This window comes from Nonomuraea sp. NPDC051298 (assembly GCF_055586305.1).
The window spans coordinates 251,574-270,582 of sequence record NZ_JBVJIM010000015.1 but is presented as its reverse complement, the minus strand read 5'-3'; the positions used below and the strand labels follow the sequence as shown (position 1 = coordinate 270,582).

20 protein-coding genes are annotated in these 19,009 nt (G+C 71.6%); 9 read left to right on the top strand and 11 right to left on the bottom strand.

What is annotated here, in order from left to right; all coding sequences use genetic code 11:
• Positions 1–201: 201 nt before the first annotated feature.
• Both ACZ6S0_RS35780 and ACZ6S0_RS35775 read left to right on the top strand, forming a co-directional pair.
• A complete protein-coding gene (locus ACZ6S0_RS35780; protein WP_465923757.1) occupies positions 202–453 on the top strand; it encodes a hypothetical protein in 252 nt (83 codons plus the stop codon).
• 273 nt (positions 454–726) lie between these two features.
• Positions 727–1,095, top strand: a complete 369-nt coding sequence (locus ACZ6S0_RS35775; RefSeq protein WP_465923778.1) for an SbtR family transcriptional regulator — start codon at positions 727–729, stop codon at positions 1,093–1,095.
• Between the two features lie 153 nt (positions 1,096–1,248).
• On the opposite strand, the gene ACZ6S0_RS35770 is transcribed toward ACZ6S0_RS35775, so the two are convergent.
• From ACZ6S0_RS35770 to ACZ6S0_RS35755, 4 genes are read right to left on the bottom strand one after another with little or no spacing between them, the layout of a single operon-like run.
• Entirely contained in the window at positions 1,249–2,091 is an 843-nt protein-coding gene (locus tag ACZ6S0_RS35770) for an ABC transporter permease (RefSeq protein WP_465923756.1), read from the bottom strand.
• Entirely contained in the window at positions 2,088–3,056 is a 969-nt protein-coding gene (locus ACZ6S0_RS35765; protein ID WP_465923755.1) for an ATP-binding cassette domain-containing protein, read from the bottom strand. Before ACZ6S0_RS35765 ends, ACZ6S0_RS35770 begins: the two co-directional genes overlap by 4 nt.
• A gap of 12 nt (positions 3,057–3,068) precedes the next feature.
• Positions 3,069–3,644: an NADPH-dependent FMN reductase gene (locus ACZ6S0_RS35760; protein WP_465923754.1), complete on the bottom strand. Its 576-nt coding sequence runs from the start codon at positions 3,642–3,644 to the stop codon at positions 3,069–3,071.
• 40 nt (positions 3,645–3,684) lie between these two features.
• On the bottom strand, positions 3,685–4,299 hold the full coding sequence (locus tag ACZ6S0_RS35755) for a TetR/AcrR family transcriptional regulator (protein WP_465923753.1): 615 nt from the start codon (positions 4,297–4,299) through the stop codon (positions 3,685–3,687).
• 65 nt (positions 4,300–4,364) lie between these two features.
• Between ACZ6S0_RS35755 and ACZ6S0_RS35750 the strand changes: the two genes are divergently transcribed.
• Positions 4,365–5,300, top strand: a complete 936-nt coding sequence (locus ACZ6S0_RS35750) for an ABC transporter ATP-binding protein (protein ID WP_465923752.1) — start codon at positions 4,365–4,367, stop codon at positions 5,298–5,300.
• 1,130 nt (positions 5,301–6,430) lie between these two features.
• Here the strand turns inward: ACZ6S0_RS35750 and ACZ6S0_RS35745 are convergent.
• From ACZ6S0_RS35745 to ACZ6S0_RS35735, 3 genes are all read right to left on the bottom strand, one after another.
• A complete protein-coding gene (locus ACZ6S0_RS35745; RefSeq protein WP_465923751.1) occupies positions 6,431–8,305 on the bottom strand; it encodes a sensor histidine kinase in 1,875 nt (624 codons plus the stop codon).
• On the bottom strand, positions 8,302–9,042 hold the full coding sequence (locus tag ACZ6S0_RS35740) for a response regulator transcription factor (protein WP_465923750.1): 741 nt from the start codon (positions 9,040–9,042) through the stop codon (positions 8,302–8,304). Before ACZ6S0_RS35740 ends, ACZ6S0_RS35745 begins: the two co-directional genes overlap by 4 nt.
• A 196-nt stretch (positions 9,043–9,238) precedes the next feature.
• A complete protein-coding gene (locus ACZ6S0_RS35735; protein WP_465923749.1) occupies positions 9,239–10,417 on the bottom strand; it encodes a trypsin-like serine peptidase in 1,179 nt (392 codons plus the stop codon).
• Between the two features lie 449 nt (positions 10,418–10,866).
• Here ACZ6S0_RS35735 and ACZ6S0_RS35730 point away from each other — a divergent pair, with 449 nt between their 5' ends.
• Positions 10,867–11,325 (top strand): hypothetical protein, encoded by a 459-nt coding sequence (locus ACZ6S0_RS35730; protein ID WP_465923748.1) that lies wholly within the window; start codon positions 10,867–10,869, stop codon positions 11,323–11,325.
• Positions 11,326–11,383: 58 nt separating this feature from the next.
• Here the strand turns inward: ACZ6S0_RS35730 and ACZ6S0_RS35725 are convergent, their stop codons facing one another.
• Positions 11,384–12,166, bottom strand: coding sequence for an SAM-dependent methyltransferase (locus tag ACZ6S0_RS35725; protein WP_465923747.1), 783 nt, complete (start codon positions 12,164–12,166; stop codon positions 11,384–11,386).
• Between the two features lie 200 nt (positions 12,167–12,366).
• Here ACZ6S0_RS35725 and ACZ6S0_RS35720 point away from each other — a divergent pair, with 200 nt between their 5' ends.
• Positions 12,367–13,782, top strand: a complete 1,416-nt coding sequence (locus ACZ6S0_RS35720; protein WP_465923746.1) for a PLL family lectin — start codon at positions 12,367–12,369, stop codon at positions 13,780–13,782.
• Positions 13,783–13,858: 76 nt separating this feature from the next.
• On the opposite strand, the gene ACZ6S0_RS35715 is transcribed toward ACZ6S0_RS35720, so the two are convergent.
• Positions 13,859–15,193 (bottom strand): hypothetical protein, encoded by a 1,335-nt coding sequence (locus ACZ6S0_RS35715; protein ID WP_465923745.1) that lies wholly within the window; start codon positions 15,191–15,193, stop codon positions 13,859–13,861.
• Positions 15,194–15,393: 200 nt separating this feature from the next.
• Between ACZ6S0_RS35715 and ACZ6S0_RS35710 the strand changes: the two genes are divergently transcribed.
• The 3 genes from ACZ6S0_RS35710 (at position 15,394) to ACZ6S0_RS35700 (ending at position 17,135) form a co-directional block, all read left to right on the top strand.
• Complete coding sequence (locus ACZ6S0_RS35710) at positions 15,394–16,332, top strand: DUF6221 family protein (RefSeq protein ID WP_465923744.1); 939 nt, start codon at positions 15,394–15,396, stop codon at positions 16,330–16,332.
• A gap of 114 nt (positions 16,333–16,446) precedes the next feature.
• Complete coding sequence (locus ACZ6S0_RS35705) at positions 16,447–16,806, top strand: hypothetical protein (RefSeq protein ID WP_465923743.1); 360 nt, start codon at positions 16,447–16,449, stop codon at positions 16,804–16,806.
• Positions 16,807–16,877: 71 nt separating this feature from the next.
• Complete coding sequence (locus ACZ6S0_RS35700) at positions 16,878–17,135, top strand: hypothetical protein (RefSeq protein ID WP_465923742.1); 258 nt, start codon at positions 16,878–16,880, stop codon at positions 17,133–17,135.
• Positions 17,136–17,150: 15 nt separating this feature from the next.
• Here ACZ6S0_RS35700 and ACZ6S0_RS35695 read toward each other — a convergent pair whose 3' ends face one another.
• A complete protein-coding gene (locus ACZ6S0_RS35695) occupies positions 17,151–17,558 on the bottom strand; it encodes a DUF2267 domain-containing protein (RefSeq protein WP_465923741.1) in 408 nt (135 codons plus the stop codon).
• A gap of 333 nt (positions 17,559–17,891) precedes the next feature.
• Between ACZ6S0_RS35695 and ACZ6S0_RS35690 the strand changes: the two genes are divergently transcribed.
• Positions 17,892–18,200: a chorismate mutase gene (locus tag ACZ6S0_RS35690; protein ID WP_465923740.1), complete on the top strand. Its 309-nt coding sequence runs from the start codon at positions 17,892–17,894 to the stop codon at positions 18,198–18,200.
• Positions 18,201–18,243: 43 nt separating this feature from the next.
• On the opposite strand, the gene ACZ6S0_RS35685 is transcribed toward ACZ6S0_RS35690, so the two are convergent.
• The gene (locus ACZ6S0_RS35685) at positions 18,244–19,005 is read right to left on the bottom strand and encodes a MauE/DoxX family redox-associated membrane protein (protein ID WP_465923739.1); all 762 of its coding nucleotides are present in this window, start codon (positions 19,003–19,005) and stop codon (positions 18,244–18,246) included.
• Positions 19,006–19,009 lie beyond the last annotated feature (4 nt).

Sequence of the window (19,009 nt, the reverse complement as noted above, 5' to 3'; positions counted from 1 at the left end):
CGGGCTTATGGGTTGCGGCGTTAGGGTCTGGTGCGAAGAGAGATTGTTGTGTCACGAGCGTGACCCCCTCGCGTTCCGGCCAATCCGGTGCGGCCTGGACCGTTACAAGACCACTATGACCTCATGCATAGCTCAACGAGAGACAGATGTCACTGTGTCTTGTCATGAGCGCGTTGTGAAGCGGCGGCGGGGTTCCTGCACTTGCCCGGCATCGTGGTCTTCGGCAAGATCGGGCGCATCATGGGTGACACATTTGTGGACTTGATGCCGCTGGTTTTCACTGCGATCATCTGGGCTGTGCTTGCGTCTGTGATTGAGGGCGTAAGTAGGCACACCCGGCGCGGCAAATCGCGTAGGGAGCAGCGAAGTGCGCTGTCCTCGGTGGCCATCGCAGGGCTTGTCATAGGCAGTGTGCTGATTGTCTATCTGGGCCTCACCGCAGGGTCCCGTTGACGGTGCCGCCTGAACAGGCGGGGTCTCGGGTCACCCTCTCCGTGGAGGGCCGGGGCTCGGGCGGCGCCCCATAGGCTTCTGCCCTCTGCGGGTTCACGCTCCGGACGTACGCGCACTTGGGTGTGCGTCCTCGACAACCGCGAGCGCCTCCTGCAGGCAGCACGGGCAGTGTTCGCCGAACAGGGCCCCCACGCCTCGCTCAACAAGATCGCCTAACGGGCGGGCGTAGGACCCGGCACGCTCTACCGCCACTTCCCCACCCTCCAAGCCCTCCTGGTCGCCATCATCGGCGGCGACGTCCAGGCCCTCTGCGCCCAAGGCCGCGAACTGCTCGAACACCCATCCCCCGACAAGGCGCTGCACGCCTGGCTACGCGCCGTCGCCCGCCACACGACATCCATGCGGGGCCTGGTCGCGGCTCAGATGATCGCCAAGCCCACCCCGGAGACCAGCACCGCCCTGGCCGCCTGCCACCAGGCGATCCACGCCACAGGAACCGCCCTGCTCACCCGTGCTCAACAGCACGGCAAGGCCCCTGCGCAACTCGACATGGCCGACCTCCTCATACTCGCCAACGCCATCGCCTGGGCCAGCGAGCAGTCCCCACCGACACCGGTCTCCTCGACCGCCTCCTCGCCCTGATCAACACCGGCGTTCCCCACCTCGACCATTCATGAGCCGGGCGTGGCAGACCGGGCGTGAAGGGCAGTGAATGCCTTCTTCGCGCCCGGTACGGCGAGGGCGAGTGCCCTGTGGTGCCTCCGACTGGTTCCCGCAGGTGTAGCGCGTGGGTGTCTACTTGCGGTTGTAGAGGCGCATCGTGAGGGAGCCGAAGATCGCGATGAAGGCGGCGGAGGCCACCAGGACCCAGATGATCTCGCCGGTGTCGGTCGTGCCCCCCATCAACGACCGGACCGCGCTGACCAGGTGGCTGATCGGGTTCGCGTTGACGAACACCTGGAGCCAGCCCGGCATCGTGGACGGGTCCACGTACACGTTGCTCAAGAAGGTCAGCGGGAACAGCACCAGCATGCTGACCCCCATGACCGCCTTCTCGCTGCGCATCAGCAGGCCGAACATCGTCCACACCCACGAGAACGCGAACGAGAACACCAGCAGCAGCAGGATCCCGACGAGTACCCCGGCGAGCCCGCCCTGCGGGCGGAAGCCCATCACCAGGCCGACCAGGAGGATGACGGTCGAGGCGATGGTGTAGCGCAGCAGGTCGCCCAGCAGGTAGCCGACCATCGTGGACGGCCGCCAGATCGGCAGGGTGCGGAAACGGTCGAAGACGCCCTTGTCGATGTCCTTGTTCACCTCCAGGCCGGTGTACATGGTGATCATCACGACGCTCGTCACCATGATGCCGGGCAGCAGGAACTGCAGGTATTCGGTCGGGGAGCCGGCCAGCGCGCCCCCGAACAGGTACGTGAACAGCAGCGTCATCATGAGGGGGAACGCGGTCACGTCGAAGAGCTGCTCGGGCACGTGCTTGATCTTCAACATCGCCCGCCAGCCGAACGTCATCGACGTCGACCAGGCGCTCGGCCGTGCCGGCTTGGCCGACGGGGCGAGGACGGTGGCCAGGGCCTCGGACGCGGGCACGTAGGCGGTGCCGCTCTCGGTGGTCGTGCTCATGCTGCTGCCTCCTCAGTGGCGGGGCGGTCGGTGAGGGCGAGGAAGACCTCGTCGAGGCTGGGCTGTCCGAGGGAGAAGTCGTCGACGACGATGCCCGCCTCGGACAGGTGGGCGAGGGCCCGTGCGGCCTGTGCCGCCTCGTCGCCCGTGCCGGTGATGCGGGCGGTGAGCGCCACCGGGTCGGCCTCCAGGTAGACGGGCGTGTCGAGGGATTCGGCGAGTACGCGTTCGGCGTCGGGGCGGGTGGCCGCGTCGCGCAGGCGTACGTGGATGGAGCCCGAGCCGACGGACGACTTCAGCTCGCCCGGAGTGCCCTCGGCGATGAGCCGGCCGTGGTCGATGACCGCGATGCGCTGCGCCAGCCGGTCGGCCTCCTCCAGGTATTGGGTGGTCAGCAGCACCGTGGTGCCGTGGGCCACGACGATGCGGACGATGTCCCAGACCTGGTTGCGGCTGCGCGGGTCGAGGCCGGTGGTGGGTTCGTCGAGGAAGAGCAGGTCGGGCGTGTTGAGGATGCTGGCGGCGATGTCGAGGCGGCGCCGCATGCCGCCCGAGTACGTCTTGGCCTGCCGCCCGGCCGCCTCCGACAGCCCGAACGCGTCCAGCAGTTGGTCGGCCCGCTCGCGCGCCGCCGGTTTGCGGTGGCCGAGGAGGCGGGCGAGCAGGACGAGGTTCTCGGCGCCGGTCATCTCCTCGTCGACGGAGGCGTACTGGCCGGTCAGGCTGACCCGCGACCGTACGGCGTCGGCCTCGCGCACCACGTCGTGCCCGAACACGGTCGCCTCGCCGCCGTCGGGCCGCGTCAGCGTGGCCAGCATGCGTACGGCGGTCGTCTTGCCCGCGCCGTTGGGGCCGAGCACGCCGTAGACGGCGCCGGCGGGCACGGAGAGGTCGAGGCCGTCCACGGCGCGCGTGTCGCCGAAGACCTTGACCAGGCCGGAGGTTTGGATTGCCAGGTCTGGCATGGACGTGTCCTTTCAGGAGACGTAAGGCTGGGTGCGGCGGCCCTCGCGCAGGGCGCGGCCCCACCAGGTGAGCTGGTCGAGCATGGCCGCGACGGCCCGCAGTCGGTCGTCGGTGTCACCGGGCCGGCCGTACGCGTCGATGCCGGGGCCCAGCAGGTCGAGTCCTACCCAGTCACGCACGGTGACGGCGTGCAGGGCGCAGAAGACCGTACGGAGGTGCTCGACCGCGTAGTGGCCGGACGAGCCGGAGCCGTAGGCCACGATCCCGACCGGTTTGGCGTGCCATTCGTCGTAGGCGAAGTCGATCGCCTGCTTGAGCGAGGCGGGGAAGCTGCGGTTGTACTCCGGCGTGACCACGACGAATGAGTCCGCGGCGCCGACGGCCGCGGCGAAGTCGCGCATGGCCGGCGCGGCCTCCTGCGGGTAGCAGGCCGGGAACGCGTAGTCGGCCAGGTCGAGCACCTCGACGGCGAGTTCGTCGCGGCGCCGGGCCCGCTCGGCGAACCAGCCGCCGACCGTGTCGCACATGCGGCCCGCCCTGGTGCTGCCGATGATCACCGTGACGCTGAGCCGGTCGTCGCCCGCCATGGTGTCACCCCCTTTCACCCAGGAGGCGCTAGATGCGCCGCTAGATCGGATCTAGCGGCGGGGCCTGCGGGTCGGGCAGGTGCGCGAAGCCGGCGAGCGCGCGGCGGCAGGCGCGGGTGGCCTCCGCCAGGGTCTCCTCGTCGGGCCTGCCCTCGGACAGAGAGACCGCCGCCGTCGCGCTCACCGCCCCGATCGCGGCCCCCACCATCGCGTACGCCGTCATCCGGTCGATCCCGCAGGCCGCGGAGAGCGCGGCGGCCAGCCGCTCCAGCCGGGCGTTCGACCGGTCGAGTGACGCCCGCGGCGACTCGATGGGCAGGTCGACCGCCGCGCCGACCAGCCCCGCCGTGAGCCCCAGCTCCCAGCTCTCGGCGAGCATCACCTCGAAGGCCCTGGCCAGCAGTTCGGCGGGCGTCTCGCTCGGCTCGGGGGAGCCGAGCACCGCCACGCCCGCGTCCAGGCGCTCGGCGCTGTTGGTGTGCAGCACGTCGGCCTTGTGCCGGAAGTAGGTGAAGAACGTGCGGGTGGACACCCCGGCCGCCGCCGCGATCTGGTCGACCGTCGTGGCCTCGTACCCTTGCTCGTCGAACAGCCGGCCGGCGGTGTCGATGAGCGCCTGTCGCGTCCGCTGCTTCTTCCGCTCCCGCAATGACATGACGACATGATATTGCATCTGATGCATATTTACAGGACTGCAATTTTAGGCGTACCGTGCCAGGCATGCATCCTGTGATCTCGGTGTCCGGTCTCGTCAAGTCGTACGGGCGGGTGCGGGCGCTGGACGGGCTCGACCTGCGGGTGGCCGACGGGGAGATCCACGGCTTCCTCGGCCCCAACGGCGCGGGAAAGACGACCACGTTGCGCGTGCTCCTGGGCCTGCTGCGGGCCGACGCCGGCGAGGTGCGGCTGCTGGGCGGGCATCCCTGGCACGACGCCGTACGCCTGCACCGGCGGCTGGCGTACGTCCCCGGCGACGTCACCCTCTGGGACGACCTGACCGGCGGCGAGACCATCGACCTGCTCGGACGGCTGCACGGCCGGCCGGACGAACGCCGCCGCGCCGACCTGATCGACAGGTTCGTGCTGGACCCCGGCAAGAAGGCGCGTACCTACTCCAAGGGCAACCGGCAGAAGGTCGTCCTGATCGCGGCGCTGGCGACGCGGTCGGAGCTGCTCCTGCTGGACGAGCCCACCTCCGGCCTCGACCCGCTCATGGAGGCCGAGTTTCGCCGCTGCCTGGCGGAGCGCCGCGACGAGGGCACCACGATCCTGCTGTCCAGCCACATCCTGGCCGAGGTGGAGGCCCTGTGCGACCGGGTGAGCATCGTCAGGCGGGGGCGCGTCGTCGAGTCGGGCACCCTGGCCGAGCTGCGCCACCTCACCTGGACCTCGATCACCGCCCGGCTGGACCGCCCACTCGAACGTGCTCCGGAGTGGCTCGACGGCGTACACGACCTGGAGATCTCGGACGGCATCGAGCGCGGCACCGGACAGGGCACCGAGGTGAGGTTCCGGGTGGACGGCGGGAAGGCGGGCGAGGCGCTGACCCGCCTGGCGGCGTACGGGCTGCGTGACCTGACGGCCCAGCCCGCGACCTTGGAGGAGCTGTTCCTGCGCCACTACCGCCAGGCCGAGGCCGAGGCGGTGACGCGGTGACCACCGGCCGCGCTGCCGACGGCGGGAGTGCCGGAGCGGGCTCGTTCGCCGGGACGGGGGTGCTCGTCCGCTTCGTCGCGCGCCGCGACCGCCTCCTGATCGCCGCCTGGATCGCGGTGGCCGTGGCCGTGCCGCTGTTCAACGCCTACTCCCTGGCCGCCCTGCTGCCCACCGAGGCGACCAGGACGGACTTCGCCGAGATGAGCGCCGCCAACCCGGTCACCACGGCGTTGCTCGGCCCCGTCCACGACAGCTCCATCGAGGGCCTGGTCGCCTGGCGGTCGAGTGTGCAGAGCCTGTTCATCACGGGTCTGGCCGGGCTGCTGTTCGCGATCAGGCACACCCGCGCGGAGGAGGACGCGGGCCGCGGCGAACTCGTGGCCGCCCGCGCCGTCGGCCGGCACGCCACCGCCGGCGCCGCCCTGGTCGTGGCCGCCGCCGTCAACCTGGCCGTGGCCGCGCTGCTGGCCGTCGCGCTGCCGCTCGGGTTCGGGTTCCCGTTCGGGGGGAGCCTGCTGTTCGGGCTGACGGCGGCGGTGGGCGGCACGGGGTTCGCCGCCTGCGGGCTCCTCGCCGCGCAGCTCTGCCAGAGCGCGGCGCTCGCGCGCGGCGCCGCCGTGGGCGTCCTGGCGGTCGGGCTCGTGCCCGGGGTCGTGGTGCCCGACGACTGGATCGGGCTCCTCCCCGCCGGGTGGTCGCGCCTGGCCCGCGCGTACGGGGCCGAGCGCTGGTGGGCGCCGCTGGTCCCGCTCGCGTTCACGGTCGTGCTGGCCCTGGTCGTGTACGCGCTCGCGGCCCGCCGCGACCTTGGCGCCGGGCTGCTGCCCGACCGGGCGGGCGGCACCGGCCCGGTCAGAGGCCGGCTCGCCGGCACGTCCGCCCTGGTCTGGCGGCTGTACGGAGGGCAGACGGTCGCCTGGACGGTCGCCCTGGGCACGGTGGCCGTCGGCGTCGGCTGGGTGTCGGCCTCGTTCGAGCTGCCCACGGTCACCGGGCAGACGCTGCTGGAGATCTTCACGTACGTCCTGTGCATGGCCGTGGGCTGCCTGACCGCGGCGGGGGCGCTGCGGCCGTACGCCGAGGAGCGCCGCGGCCGGGTGTCGCCGCTGCTGGCCACGCCCACCGGCAGGTCACGCTGGCTGATCGGGCACGTCGCGCTCGCCCTGGCCGGGCCGGCCGCCATGCTGCTGGCCGTCGGGCTGGGCACGGGAGCGGGCGACGCGCTCGCCACCGGCGGACTCGGCCCGGTGCTCGCCCGGACGGGCACGGTCCTGCTGTTCGCGCCCGCCGCGTGGGTGGTGGCGGGCCTCACGATAGCGGCGTACGGGCTGCGTCCCCGGGCCGCCGTCCCCGTCGCCTGGGTCACGGTGGTGGCGTCGGGGATCTGCGTGGCGTTGTGGGAGGCCGGGACGATCGGCGAGACGGTGTTCCTGTTCACGCCGTTCGGCTACGTCCATCCCATGGTTTCCGCCGGGTGGCCGGTCCCGGCCGCGTTCGCCGTGGTCGCGGCCGGGCTCGTGGCCGTCGGCGGGGGCGCGTTCGCCCGGCGGGACCTGTTCGCGTGAGGCGGGCAGGACCAGCGTGAACACCGTGTTCCCCGGAACGCTGCGCACCTCCACCCGTCCGTCGTGCGCCGCCGCGACCGCCGACACGATGGCCAGCCCCAGACCGCTGCTCCCGGCCAGCCGGGAGCGGGACCCGTCGCCCCGCGCGAACCGGCCGAACACGTGCGGCAGCACCTTCGGCGCGATGCCCGGCCCGTCGTCGGCGACCTGCACGGCGACCCGACCGGGGGCGAGCAGCACCGTCGTGGTGACCGTTGTGCCGGGCGGGGTGTGCGTACGGGCGTTGGCCAGCAGGTTCGTCACGACCTGGTGCAGCCGGTCGTGGTCGCCGACGACCAGGGCGGGCTGGTCGGGCAGGCTGACCAGCCAGCGGTGCCGGGGCGCGGCGGCGTACGCGTCGCTGATCGCGTTCACCACGATCGGCGACAGGTCCAGCTCCACCCGTTCGAGCGGGCGGCCCGCGTCCAGCCTGGCCAGCAGCAGCAGGTCCTCGACCAGTGTGGTCATCCGGCCCGCTTCGGAACGGATGCGGCCGAGCGCGTGCGCCGTCTGCGGGCCGCGCGGCTCACCGGTCCGCTCGGTCAGCTCGGCGTAACCTGCGATCGAGGCCAGCGGGGTACGCAGTTCGTGGCTGGCGTCCGCGATGAACTGGCGCAGCCGGGTCTCGCTCTCGTGCCGCACGGCGAAGGCCGTCTCGACGTGGCCGAGCATGCGGTTCAGCGCGCCGCCGACCTGGCCGACCTCGGTACGCGGGTCGGTGTCCACCTCGGGCACCCGGGCCAGCCGCACGGCGTCACCGGTGGCCAGCGGCAGCTCCGAGACCCGGGCGGCGGTGGCGGCGAGCCTGCCGAGCGGGCGTACGGCACGGCGGACGAACAGGGTGGACACGCCGGCGGTCACCGCCACCCCGGCGAGCGTCACCGCGGCCTCCACCATCACGAGCCTGGTCAGCGTGGACCGCACGTCGGAGAGCGGCAGCCCGGCCACGAGCACGTCGCCGTCACGGGTACGCGTGCCGACCATCCGGTAGTCGCCCATCGGACCCAGGCTGACCGTGACGGGCCTGCCGCCGACGCGGGCCACGGCGGGCGGGACGGACACGTCGCGTACGGTGCCGACGCCGGTCAGCACGGCGGCGCGGAGCACGACGCCCTCCCGCACCCGCGCCCCGAACGTGTCCACCGCCTGCCCCGGCGACAGCAGGAACGCCACCTCCCTGGCCTCGGGCGGCGGCTGCCCCGCCGAGCCGAGGGAACGGCGGGCCGCGGACGCGACCTGGAGATCGAGCCGGTCCATGAGGACGTCGTCGAACAGCAGCGTCGTCGCGGTGGCGATGGCGGCGGAGACGACGGCGAGCAGCGCGATGGCGGAGACCACGAGCTTGGCCTCCAGCGACATCGCCGGGCGGCGGATCCACCCGGGCCGTCGCCCGGCCTTCATCCGGCGGGGCGCAGGGAGTATCCGACGCCGCGCACGGTGTGGATCATCGGCTTGCGCTGCGCGTCGATCTTGCGTCGCAGGTACGAGATGTACAACTCGACCACGTTGCTCTGCCCGCCGAAGTCGTAGGCCCACACCCGGTCGAGGATCTGCGCCTTGCTGAGCACCCGGCCCGGGTTGTGCATGAGGAAGCGCAGCAGCTCGAACTCGGTCGGGGTGAGCCTGATCTCCTTGCCGTCGCGCCGTACCTCGTGGGTCTCCTGGTCGAGTTCCAGGTCGCCCACGACGAGCCCGGCGTCGGGCCGCGCCTGCGCCGCGCCCGAGCGGCGCAGCAGGCCGCGCAGCCGGATGACGACCTCCTCCAGGCTGAACGGCTTGGTGACGTAGTCGTCGGCCCCCGCCCGCAGCCCGATGAGGCGGTCCTGCACCGAGTCCTTCGCGGTCAGGAACAGCACCGGCACGCCCGGCAGCACCGCCCGGAGCCGGGGGAGCAGCTCGATGCCGTCCATGTCGGGCAACATGACGTCCAGGACGATCGCGTCGGGCCGGAACCCGCGTGCGGCGCGGATGGCCTCGCTGCCGTTGTGGGCGCAGCGGACGTCCCAGGACTCCTGGCGCATGACCATGGACAGCAGTTCGGTCAGCGACGCCTCGTCGTCGACGACGAGGATGTTGATCGAGCTGCCGTCCGCGCGGCGCACGGGCTCGGACAGGTGGTTCTGACGCGTCGTGTGCATAGTCGTGACGATGGCCTCCGTGCATGAGTGTTTGATGAAGGGCCGCTTATGAAACGCCTGTGAGTCCGGCCCCTGATCAGCGGAAGGACCCGGCACGCGGCCGGGCCCCTCCTAACCCTTTAAGGCGCTGTCCGAGCTACCCAGAACCCACCTCCCCTTTCTCTGCGGAACGTTCTCCCTGAACGCCCGGCGGTGGTCAGAACAGCTTTCCTGACCAGACCTTGGCGGCTTCGGCGTAGACGCTCTGGGTCTCGCCGTCGAAGTACGGGGAGCTGACGTAGTCGACCCGGTTGTTCTCGTCCTGGTCGTAGAAGCTGCTGGTCACACCGTTGAGGTAGCCGGTCCGCTTGGAGTTGTTGTAGTTCAGCAGCCAGGGGCCGCCGTCCGCGCCGGCGGTCATGGCGCACTTGAGGCCCACGTGCTCCTCGATCTTCTTCGCGGCCGAGCCCACGGTCTTGTCCGTGGTCGTGCCGTAGCACCACTTCGGCGTGACACCCGTGTACGGCTTGTTCCCGTCGGGGTGCGCGGCCTGCGGGTAGCCGAAGACGTAGTGCGCCTTCTTGAGCGGCTGGTTCCAGGCGATGCCCTGGCCGCCGACGTTGTCGCCCAGGCGACCCGCGTCCGCGACCTGGACCACGTGGTAGGCGTTCGAGGCGCTGTCGTGGTAGCTCAGCTCGCCCTTGGTGGTGTCGGTGGCGGCCTTGGCCTTGTCGGCGGCGTACTCGGACTCGGTGACGGTCGAGTCCTTGACCGTCACGCCGTTGTAGACCGAGACGAACGCGTAGTCGCGGTCGTAGTCCTCGTAGACGCTGTAGTCGTAGTGCACGAACGCCTGCTTGCCGACGTAGAGGCCGTACGGGGCCTTGCCCTGGTAGTAGCCGGGCACGAAGACCCAGTTGTCCACGAGTTGCTCGTCGTTGGAGGTGTCGTACACGCAGTGGCCGGCGGTGGCGACCAGGTTGCGGTAGTTCGACTGGATGGAGGAGGCCGAGCACCAGCGCTTCTCGCCGTCCTGGTCGACGAAGAAGACCTTGCCGATGGTCTTCGGCAGGTTGACGTTCTTCGACGTGGAGGTGGACGTGGTGGTGCCGGTCGGGGCCACCGAGCCCGCCTTGGTGTCGGTGGAGGCGGTGCCGGTGGACTTGAGCTGGTCGACGTCGGTGGTGTCCTCCTCGAGGTAGGTGGCGGCCTTCAGTGCCGCGCCGTTGTTCTGCAGCCAGAACGCGGCGATTCCCTTGGCGGTCGTGGCGCTGACGCTCTCGGACGGTTTCACCGGCGCGGTCTGCGCCTGGGCGGATCCGGCGAGCGAGGCGCCGAGCAGTGCCGCGGCGGCCAGGCCGCCGCCGAGGGGAGTGAGGGTGCGCTTGATCTTCAAGGGATTGCTCCTTGTTCGTCGCGGGAACGCGCGAGGCGTTCGGTGCGTCTATGGGGCAGGAACGTATCCCTCTTGACTGGGGCTTTATGTTCTCTTTGTCCGGATTTATCTGGCGCACAGCTCGTCGTGATCACGCCGTGATCTCAGGCGACGGACCGGCTCGTACGCGTCCGGCGAGGCGGGCGCGGCACCTGGGAGCGAATCCGGGAGAACGCTGAAGGTCGCATAAGAGAAGTTATGTGTCCCAGATCACCGGCCCCGGATCGTGAGCCCCAGGTCAGGCGGCCCGCCTCCGCTTACCGAACTCACAGGCCCGTGATAGGTCCTTCTCACGTTCGGTCGGCAGTGTGCTGGGTGTGGACGACCTTCGGGGCCGGATTCATGGGGGATTCGGCCGGGTCCGTCCAGGATGGGATTGACGACCAGTGCGCTTCGCCAAGCTTTTCACCGTGACCGTCGCCAGTGCGGCCCTCGTCGCCCTGCCCTTCGCCGGGTCGGCCCTCGCCGACGCCCCCCGCGTGCCGCAGACCGTCGCCGCCGCCGCCGTCACCACCGCCAATGCCACTGCCGCCGTCGTGAAGGCTCCGCAGTCGGCGGACTCGTCGGCCAAGCGCAAGGAGGCCAAGCCGCGCCAGGCGGCCTCACTGAAGGTGACGGTCGACCCGGGCCGCGTGAGCGCGGGCTCGTCGTACGACGTGGAGATCGTCGCCAAGGGCCTCTCCTCCGGCACGGCCACGGTCACCAGCCCCGAGGGCAAGACCTACCGCGTCGCGCTCACGGACGGCCAGGCTGCCAAGACCCTGAGCGTGCCGTCGAAGACCAAGGCCGGGAGCAGGACGGTGAGCGTCAAGGTCGGCAACAAGGTCGCCACCGCCTCGTTCACGGTCACCGCGCCGCGCCGCAAGTAGGGCCGGTCTCCGGGGCCGGGAAGGTCTCGGGGGCGACCGGGGGGCCGGAGGGCGCGGGTCAGGGCTTGCGGCCGACGCCCGCGTAGTACACGGCCTCCCGGTCGGCGTACAGGGTCTCGGGTACGGGGCGCCAGCGCGGCAGGGCGACCACCCCGGGCTCCAGCAGTTCGAGACCGTCGAAGAAGCCCGTCACCTCGTCGAGCGTGCGCAGGGTCATGGGGGTGCCGCCGCTCTCGTTCCAGTGCCGTACGCCCTCCTCCAGTTGCCTGCCCACGAGCCCGTGGGAGATGGCCAGGTGGCTGCCGGGGGCCATCGGGGACAGCAGGCGGCCGATGATCGAGCGGGCCGCGTCCGTGTCGGGGATGAAGTCGACGACTCCGAGGAGGGTCAGGCCGATCGGCCGGTCGAAGTCGAGCAGTTCGGCGGCGGCGGACAGGATCGCGTCGGGGTCGCGGAGGTCGGCGTCCACGAAGGAGGTCGTGCCCCCCGGCGCGCCGCGCAGCAGGGCGCGGGCATGGGCCAGAACCATGGGGTCGTTGTCGACGTAGACGACCCGGCAGGTGGGGTCCACCGACTGGGCCACCTGGTGGGTGTTGTCGGCGGTGGGGATGCCGGTGCCGATGTCCAGGAACTGGCGGACCCCCGCCTGCCCGGCCATGTGGCGGACGGCGCGGCCGAGGAACTCCCTGTTCGTGCGGGCCAGCACCGGTAACTCGGGCACGGCGGCGAGGATCTGCGCGCTGACGACGCGGTCGATCTCGTAGTTGTCCTTGCCGCCGAGCCAGAGGTCGTAGATGCGGGCCGGGCTCGGGACGTCGGTGTCGAGGGGGCGGTCGGTCATCGGTGGCGCCTTCCCGGAGATCGTGGGGGGGTTGGGGAGAGCGTACTGGTGCGGATCGCCCCGTACGCGGCGGCGTCCGGTGGGGTGCAAACGGGGGCGGCCCGGCTTTACCGTGAACAATGCCGCCCTAGAGTAATCGAATCACTACTCCTGGTTACGATGGCGAAGTTGGCGTTGCTATCGCTCCAAGGGGGCTGGAAATGAGTGATGAGACCCGGGCCGACAAAGCGCGGCTCGACACGGCGGACGACGCTGTGGAGGAGTCTGTGCTCGGTGGTGAGGCGGCGCTGCTGCACGCCCAGGACGACCCCGTGGCCTCGGCCGCCGTCGACGCGGCCGTCGAGACCGAGCTGCTGGAGGACGCCCCCGCTCGCGAGGCGGTCGAGGCCAGGGGGGAGAGCGAGCGGCAGATCGCCGGGCTCGCCGCCGAGAACCAGGAGCGGGTGCGGCGCCTCCAGCGCGAGCTGCGGACGATGGGCGCCGACGTCTGGCCGGTGTCCCGGTGGTGGGGCTACGAGGTGCACCTCAACGAGTCGGCCGCGCTGCTGGCCGCCGAGATCCCGCAGCTCGTCGGGGAGATCGCGGGCACGGTGCTGGGGTCCTGGCTGGCCCCGGTCGTCGAGCGCTCGGTGCGCGCCAAGGCGGGCTGGATCGCCGCGACCGCGCGTCCGTACGGGGTGAAGCTGGTCTCGCCGTGGAGCGCGCCGGGGATGCTCGTACCGGCCAGGCAGGACGGGCGGCGTACGGGTGGCGCGAGCCTGCAGTGGGCCGTGCACGAGCCGGGCGACGGCTGGAGCAGGGAGCAGCGGTTCGTCGGCCACTTCGCCGTGTCGAAGCCCGCCCTGGCCGTGTTCCAGGACCGCCTCTTCCTGGCCCACCGGGGCGACGCGGGCGACGCGAGCCTGTGGTGGACGGTCTACGACGCCGAGGAGGGCTGGAGCGAGGACCGCCGCTTCCCGCAGCACTTCAGCGACGCGGGGCCGGCGCTGGCGGCGTACGACGGGCGGCTCTACTGCGTACACCGTGGCGCGGACGGCGACGCGGCCCTGTGGTGGGCCCGCTGGGACGGTTCGGCCTGGACCGCCGACGAGCGGCTGCCGCAGCACTTCAGCGCGGCGGCTCCGGCGCTGGCGGCGTACGACGGGCGACTCCACTGCGTGCACCGTGGCGCGGGCGACGACTCGACACTGTGGTGGACGCAGTGGGACGGCGAGAAGTGGAGCCCCGACCAGCGGTTGCCCGGCCACGCCAGCCGGTCGAACCCGGCGCTGGCCGTCTACCGGGGCCACCTCTACTGCGTGCACCGTGGCGCGGGTGACGACACCGCGCTGTGGTGGACCCGTTGGGACGGCGAGAAGTGGAGCCCCGACCAGCGGCTGCCCGCCCACCACGCCGCCGAGGGCCCGGCCCTGACCGTCTACCAGGACCGCCTGTACTGCGTGCACCGCGACGCCGACGGCCAGGGCCTGTGGTCGTCCAGCTTCAACGGCTCCGGCTGGACCACCGACCAGCGGCTGCCCGAGCACTACAGCGCCGAAGGGCCGGCCGTCATCGCCTACCGCGACCGGAACGCCACCCGCGACCAGCTCCTCTGCGTGCACAGGAACGCCCGCTGACACGACGGGTGCCGGCTCGCCACGCGACGAGCCGGCACCCCGCTCCCCCTGCCGGTCACCAAGCCTCACCGGCCGGTCACCAACCGGCGAGCTGCTCCAGGAACCACTCGATCAGCGGCCCGGACACGCTGCCGTGCTCCGTGTCGACGGCGTCACAGCAGAAGGCGTCCAGGAACGTCTCGTCCTTCGGCAGGGCGCTGAGGTCCTGGTACAGGTCCGCCTGCCACTCGAACGGGTCCCTGGCCAGGGCGATCGCGCTGACCGAGGGCACGAAGCAACTGCTCCTGAACCGGTCCTGGATCGGCAGCCCGACCGCGTCGGCCAGGCGGCCCCACGAGTCGAGCGTGCCGCCGGGCGCCCCGTCGAACGCCGCCACGTGTGAGGTGGCGCTCGTCCACACCGGGGCGCCGATGGCGATGGCGCCGACGTTCTGCAGCTCGCCCAGGTCGGGCTGGATCCGGGCGGTGAGCTGCAGCGCCTCGTGCCGCAGGTCGATGACCGGCGTGCCGGGCGGCAGGTCGAGCCCGATGCCGTTGCCGGTCCCGTTGGCCAGACCCAGCTTGTACGGCCGCATCGGGAACCAGCCCACCCTGCGCAGATCCTCCAGGAACTCCTGGCGCAGCGGGCTCGAAGTCGTCACCGGGCCCGAGTAGTCGGCGTCGCCGACCCAGCCCCACAGGAGCTGCTGCGCGGCCGGGCTGCGGATCAGCTCGGCCTGCCCCGGCCCGTCGGAACGCGGGGCCAGCGCCTCGTGCAGGTAGGCGAGCTGCTGGAGCACCAGCGGGATCCAGGCGCCCAGGTGCGGGCTGTCGTACGAGAAGTACTTGTCGGTCTGGTGGTCGATGCGCTCGCTCTCCATGAGGGCCAGGGCGTACCGGGTGACGATGCCGCCCATGCTGACCCCGCCGACGACGAGCTGGTCGTCGCCCCTGCGCTCCTCGATCGCGCGCTGGACGCAGGTGACCGCCACGGCCGCGTTGGCCTGGATGGCGGCGTGCCGCTCGTCGAAGCCCAGCAGTACGACGTCGATGCCCATCCCCCTGAGCTGGTCGAGGAAGCCGGGCACGCCCTTGTGGTACGGCTGGTTGAAGTGCCGCCACAGCGCGTCCAGATCGCTCGGCCCGTGGTTGAAGCCGTCGGCCAGGACCAGCGGCCTGGTCAGCGTGTCGTGGCCGTCGGCCAGGTGCACGGCCGCCCGGCCGGTGGCGATGCGGCCCTGGTGCGGCCGGTCGCCCACCAGGTCCCAGACCAGCTCGGGCCTGCGGGCCTGGCCCTCGCGCTCCGGCGGCGCGGCGAACCACACACCCTGCTGGCCGAGCGCCTCGGCGATGTGCTCGACCTGTTCGGCGGTCAGGCTGTTCTCGATTCCTCGGGCCCTGGTCTCGACGTCGATTCTCGGTTCCTGCGGCATGCTCGCTCCTCTCGCTAGCTGCGGGGCCAACTGGGGCCTCTGACCTCACCTTACGTTCACTGTCAGTGACCATCCGGCTGCAACACGTGCGGGCCGGAGCAGTGTTTCCGCAGGTCAGGCGTGGGTCCGGGACGTGACAGCCGACGGACACGGGGCATAGGGGCATCGAAGGACGACATCGAGCGAGTCGGGGGAAGACCATGGCCGGCACCGGAACGCAGGCGTTCTGGATCGACGCCGCACACGGGGGCACCCAGGAGCGCTACGGCGAGCAGTTGCGCAGGTGGCGGCATGCGTTCGCGGCCTCGGAGGGGGAGTCGGCCGTGGCGGGAGTCACGCTGGATCCACGGCACTTCGCACTGGCCGCCTGGGAGGTGGCCACCCGCCCGGTGGCCGACTCACCCTACGTACGCCGTCACCCCCGCGTGCTGGACGCCACCTGCCACCGGCCGGAGCAGGCGCCGGGCCTGATGGCGGTGGTCGAGCTGGCCGCGCCCGCGCCGGTGAAGCTGCCCGCAGGGTGGGCGGGCTGGCAGCGCCAGGACGGGGGCGACGGGACGTACACCGCGCCGCCGTACGAACGGCCGACCGCGCTGTCCACGCTGGAACTGCGGGTGCCCCTCGGCGTCGAGCGCCTGCCCACACCGACGCACGCGCGGGCGAGCGGGCTGCCCAACCTCGACGACGCGCAGGCCGCGCTCGAAACGCTGGTGGCGGAGCTGAACGCCGTGGTCACCCCGTTCCTGCGGGAGCTGGACGGTGTGCGGGCGGAGAGCCCGCTGCCGGAGTGGCTGCGGACGCAGATCGAGGCGGACAAGGCCACCGCCGAGACGGCAGGGGGACGGGCCTGGCGGTACGTCCCCGCAGGTGACGGCAACCGGCTGGAGATCGACGGGGAGCGCGGGGTCCAGGCGATCGGCTTCCACCACGACGACGTACTGCAGCCGGTCGAGGCCATCCACATCGCCCTGCACGACCCCGCCGACGTCGTCGCGCGCTGCCAGGCCGAACTGGCGCTGCTGGCCGAGCACGGGCGCGACTGCCAGGAGTGCGCGTCCGGCTCACCCTGCGCGACGGTGCGGCGGCTGGCGACCGGCTATCACCTGCGCCCCGGCTGGCGGGACGAGTGGGCCGGATGACCGGCGCGACACCCCGACGACCGAACCGGCAAACGAACCGGCGACCTGAACGACAAGGCCGACGACAAGGCCGACGACGACCCGAACGACGAGGTGAATGACGAGGTGGGTGCGATGCACAGGCGACCTGACGACCCCGGCGACCCCGACGACGAGTTCTTCGCCCCGGTGCTGCGCGAGCCACCCCCTCGGGACGACGGCGACGTGAGCGACACCGGCGTGCCGCACGTCCACGGCGCCGGTCACGGGCAGTGGCCGCAGTCGCCGCCGCCCTCGAACAGGCTGGGCCTGCGCCTGCTGGCCGCCGCCCTGCTGCTGCTCGCCGGGGTGGTGCTGGCCGTGCTGGCGGTGCTGGTCGGGCTGCCACCGCTGGCCGTCCCGCCCGCCCTGCTGGCCGTGGCCGCCGCCGTCTACCTGGTGGACTTCGGCGTACGGCGGTCCCGCTCGGACGGCGGCCCGCCGACGTTCGGCTGAGGTTTCACGCCGGGTGGCAGGGTAAGCGCCCTGCTGGAGCCCATGACAGCCCATCATTGGAGGAGTGGCCCATGTCCGCGATGTCATTGATCGACAGGGAATGCGTCCGCCAGTTGCTGAACTCCCGGGCCCAGGACGCCACGCTCGTGTTCGTCAGGGGCGACTGCGTCGTGCTGCCCGCCTCCGAGGTGGACGAGGCGCACAAGGGCCTGGTCATCGCCCGGCGTGACGAGTTGCTGGCCCAGCTCCCCGACGCCGCCCCGACGGACCAGACGCTCGACGCGCTGGCCCACCGGCTGGACAACATCGTCCGGGACCTGGGCGCCTGAAACTCGGCCTGGAGCTCAGAGGTGTCCCCGGCTGCCGGCGGTCACGAAGGGGCGCAGGTCCTGGGGCAGGCTGTCGCAGACCTTCTCCATGACGTGGCCCTGCGTCGCCTCGCCGGTGACCTCCAGCACCACCCGCGCCAGGTACGTGGCCTGCGGTTTGCCGACCCCGGCCCGTCTGGCGACCCGCTGGACGAACTCCTCCCGCCCGAAGTGCTCCCCGCTGCCCAGGCCGCCCATGACTTCGGTGCGCCGGAGGTTCTCCGCGATCTCGTGCGGCAACTGGGCGGCGACGTGCTCGGCGAGCCCTTCGGGAATGCGCTCGCCGAGCGTCTCCAACGTCGCCCGGCACGCCCGCTCTGCCTGGCCACGGCCTCGGAGGTGCGCGCGTGCCTGTACCTTCGCAATGAATTCATCGTGGTTCACGATTCCTCCAGGGGTCCTTCGCGCGGCTCTGGCCCTCGCGACCCGCTACCCGGGCCCGCTGTGCGGAAACGGCCAGGCATCGCGGCGGCGTACGCGGCAGCGTGACGTGCGTCTGGACGCGCGAAGGTTCCTCGCCCGGCCGGTACGTCGGCAGGCACTGCCCGCCGTCGACCCTGGCTGATTGGTCAAACTTGATTAGTGAAGACTTTGGCTGCGGTGGGGTGTGCCTTCGCGGGTGATGGCAGAGAGTCGAACTGGGTAAAATTTCCCCTTCTGGGCGTGAAAGGGGATGTTTGCATGGAGAAAGCGGTAGAAGATCAGACTGATCAGGAAATGTTCGTACACAGTGAGCTGCAACGCCTCCGCGACAGCATCGACAATCTCGACGCCGCGCTCGTCCACCTCCTGGCGGAGCGGTTCAAGTGCACCAAAGAGGTCGGCCGGCTGAAGGCCGAGCACGAGCTTCCCCCCGCGGATCCGGAGCGGGAGGCGGCGCAGATCCGCCGCCTGCGCGCCCTGGCCGAGGAGTCCAAGCTCGACCCCGTCTTCGCCGAACGCTTCCTGAACTTCGTCATCGCCGAGGTCGTCCGGCACCACGAGCTGATCGCCAGCAGCCGGGCGGCGGCCCGCGCCGGCATGTGACACGGCCGAGGACGGCGAGCACCCCCGGTACGGGGTGCGTTCCCTAGGCGTCCACCAGAGCCACGCGGACGGCTTCCGGGTCGTCGCCGGTCAGGGGCACGGCGAAGATCGCCGTGCGCCCGCGGGCCCCGTAGACGACGAACCGCAGGCCCTCCTCGTCCCACGTCTCCTGGACGTCGGAGGTGAGCTGGTCGGAGGCCGAGCAGAACGCGGGGCTGCGGCGGAGCAGGTGCAGAGAGGTCTCCAGCGGGACCTTCGCCGACGGCCGGGCGGCCAGCGGGCGGCGCACGCGTACGAGGTGGGCGCGCAGCGGCGTGAGCCAGTGGCGGTCCAGCTCCGACGAGAGCGCCATCAGCAGCACCGCTTCCACCACGACCACGGCGGGAACGGGCGCCGCCGTCGCCGACGACGCCAGCAGCGCCACGACGGAGGCCACCAGCAGGAAGGCCGCGCGGGCGAAGGCGCGTACGTCCACGGGCCGGGAGTGGGTGCCGAGGCAGCCGCACGACGTGGTGGGCGCGGCGACGGAGGCGTAGGCGAGATAGCCGAGGAAACCGGCCGACAGCAGCGCCGCGGCGGCCCCGTCCAGCGGATGGAGCGGGGGCGTCAGCAGCGCGGCGGCCACCGCCACCTCGGCCAGCCCGACGAGCCGTAGCGCGGGGACCGCGCGCGCCGGGCCGACCAGCCGGGCCAGGGCGGTGCGCCCGGCCAGTGCCCGCATTCTCCGGCTGAGCAGCTTCAGCAGTCCTGCCCAGAGGAGGAAGAGGGCGATCACGTACGGCTGCGACGCGGCGATCCCTTGCATGCAC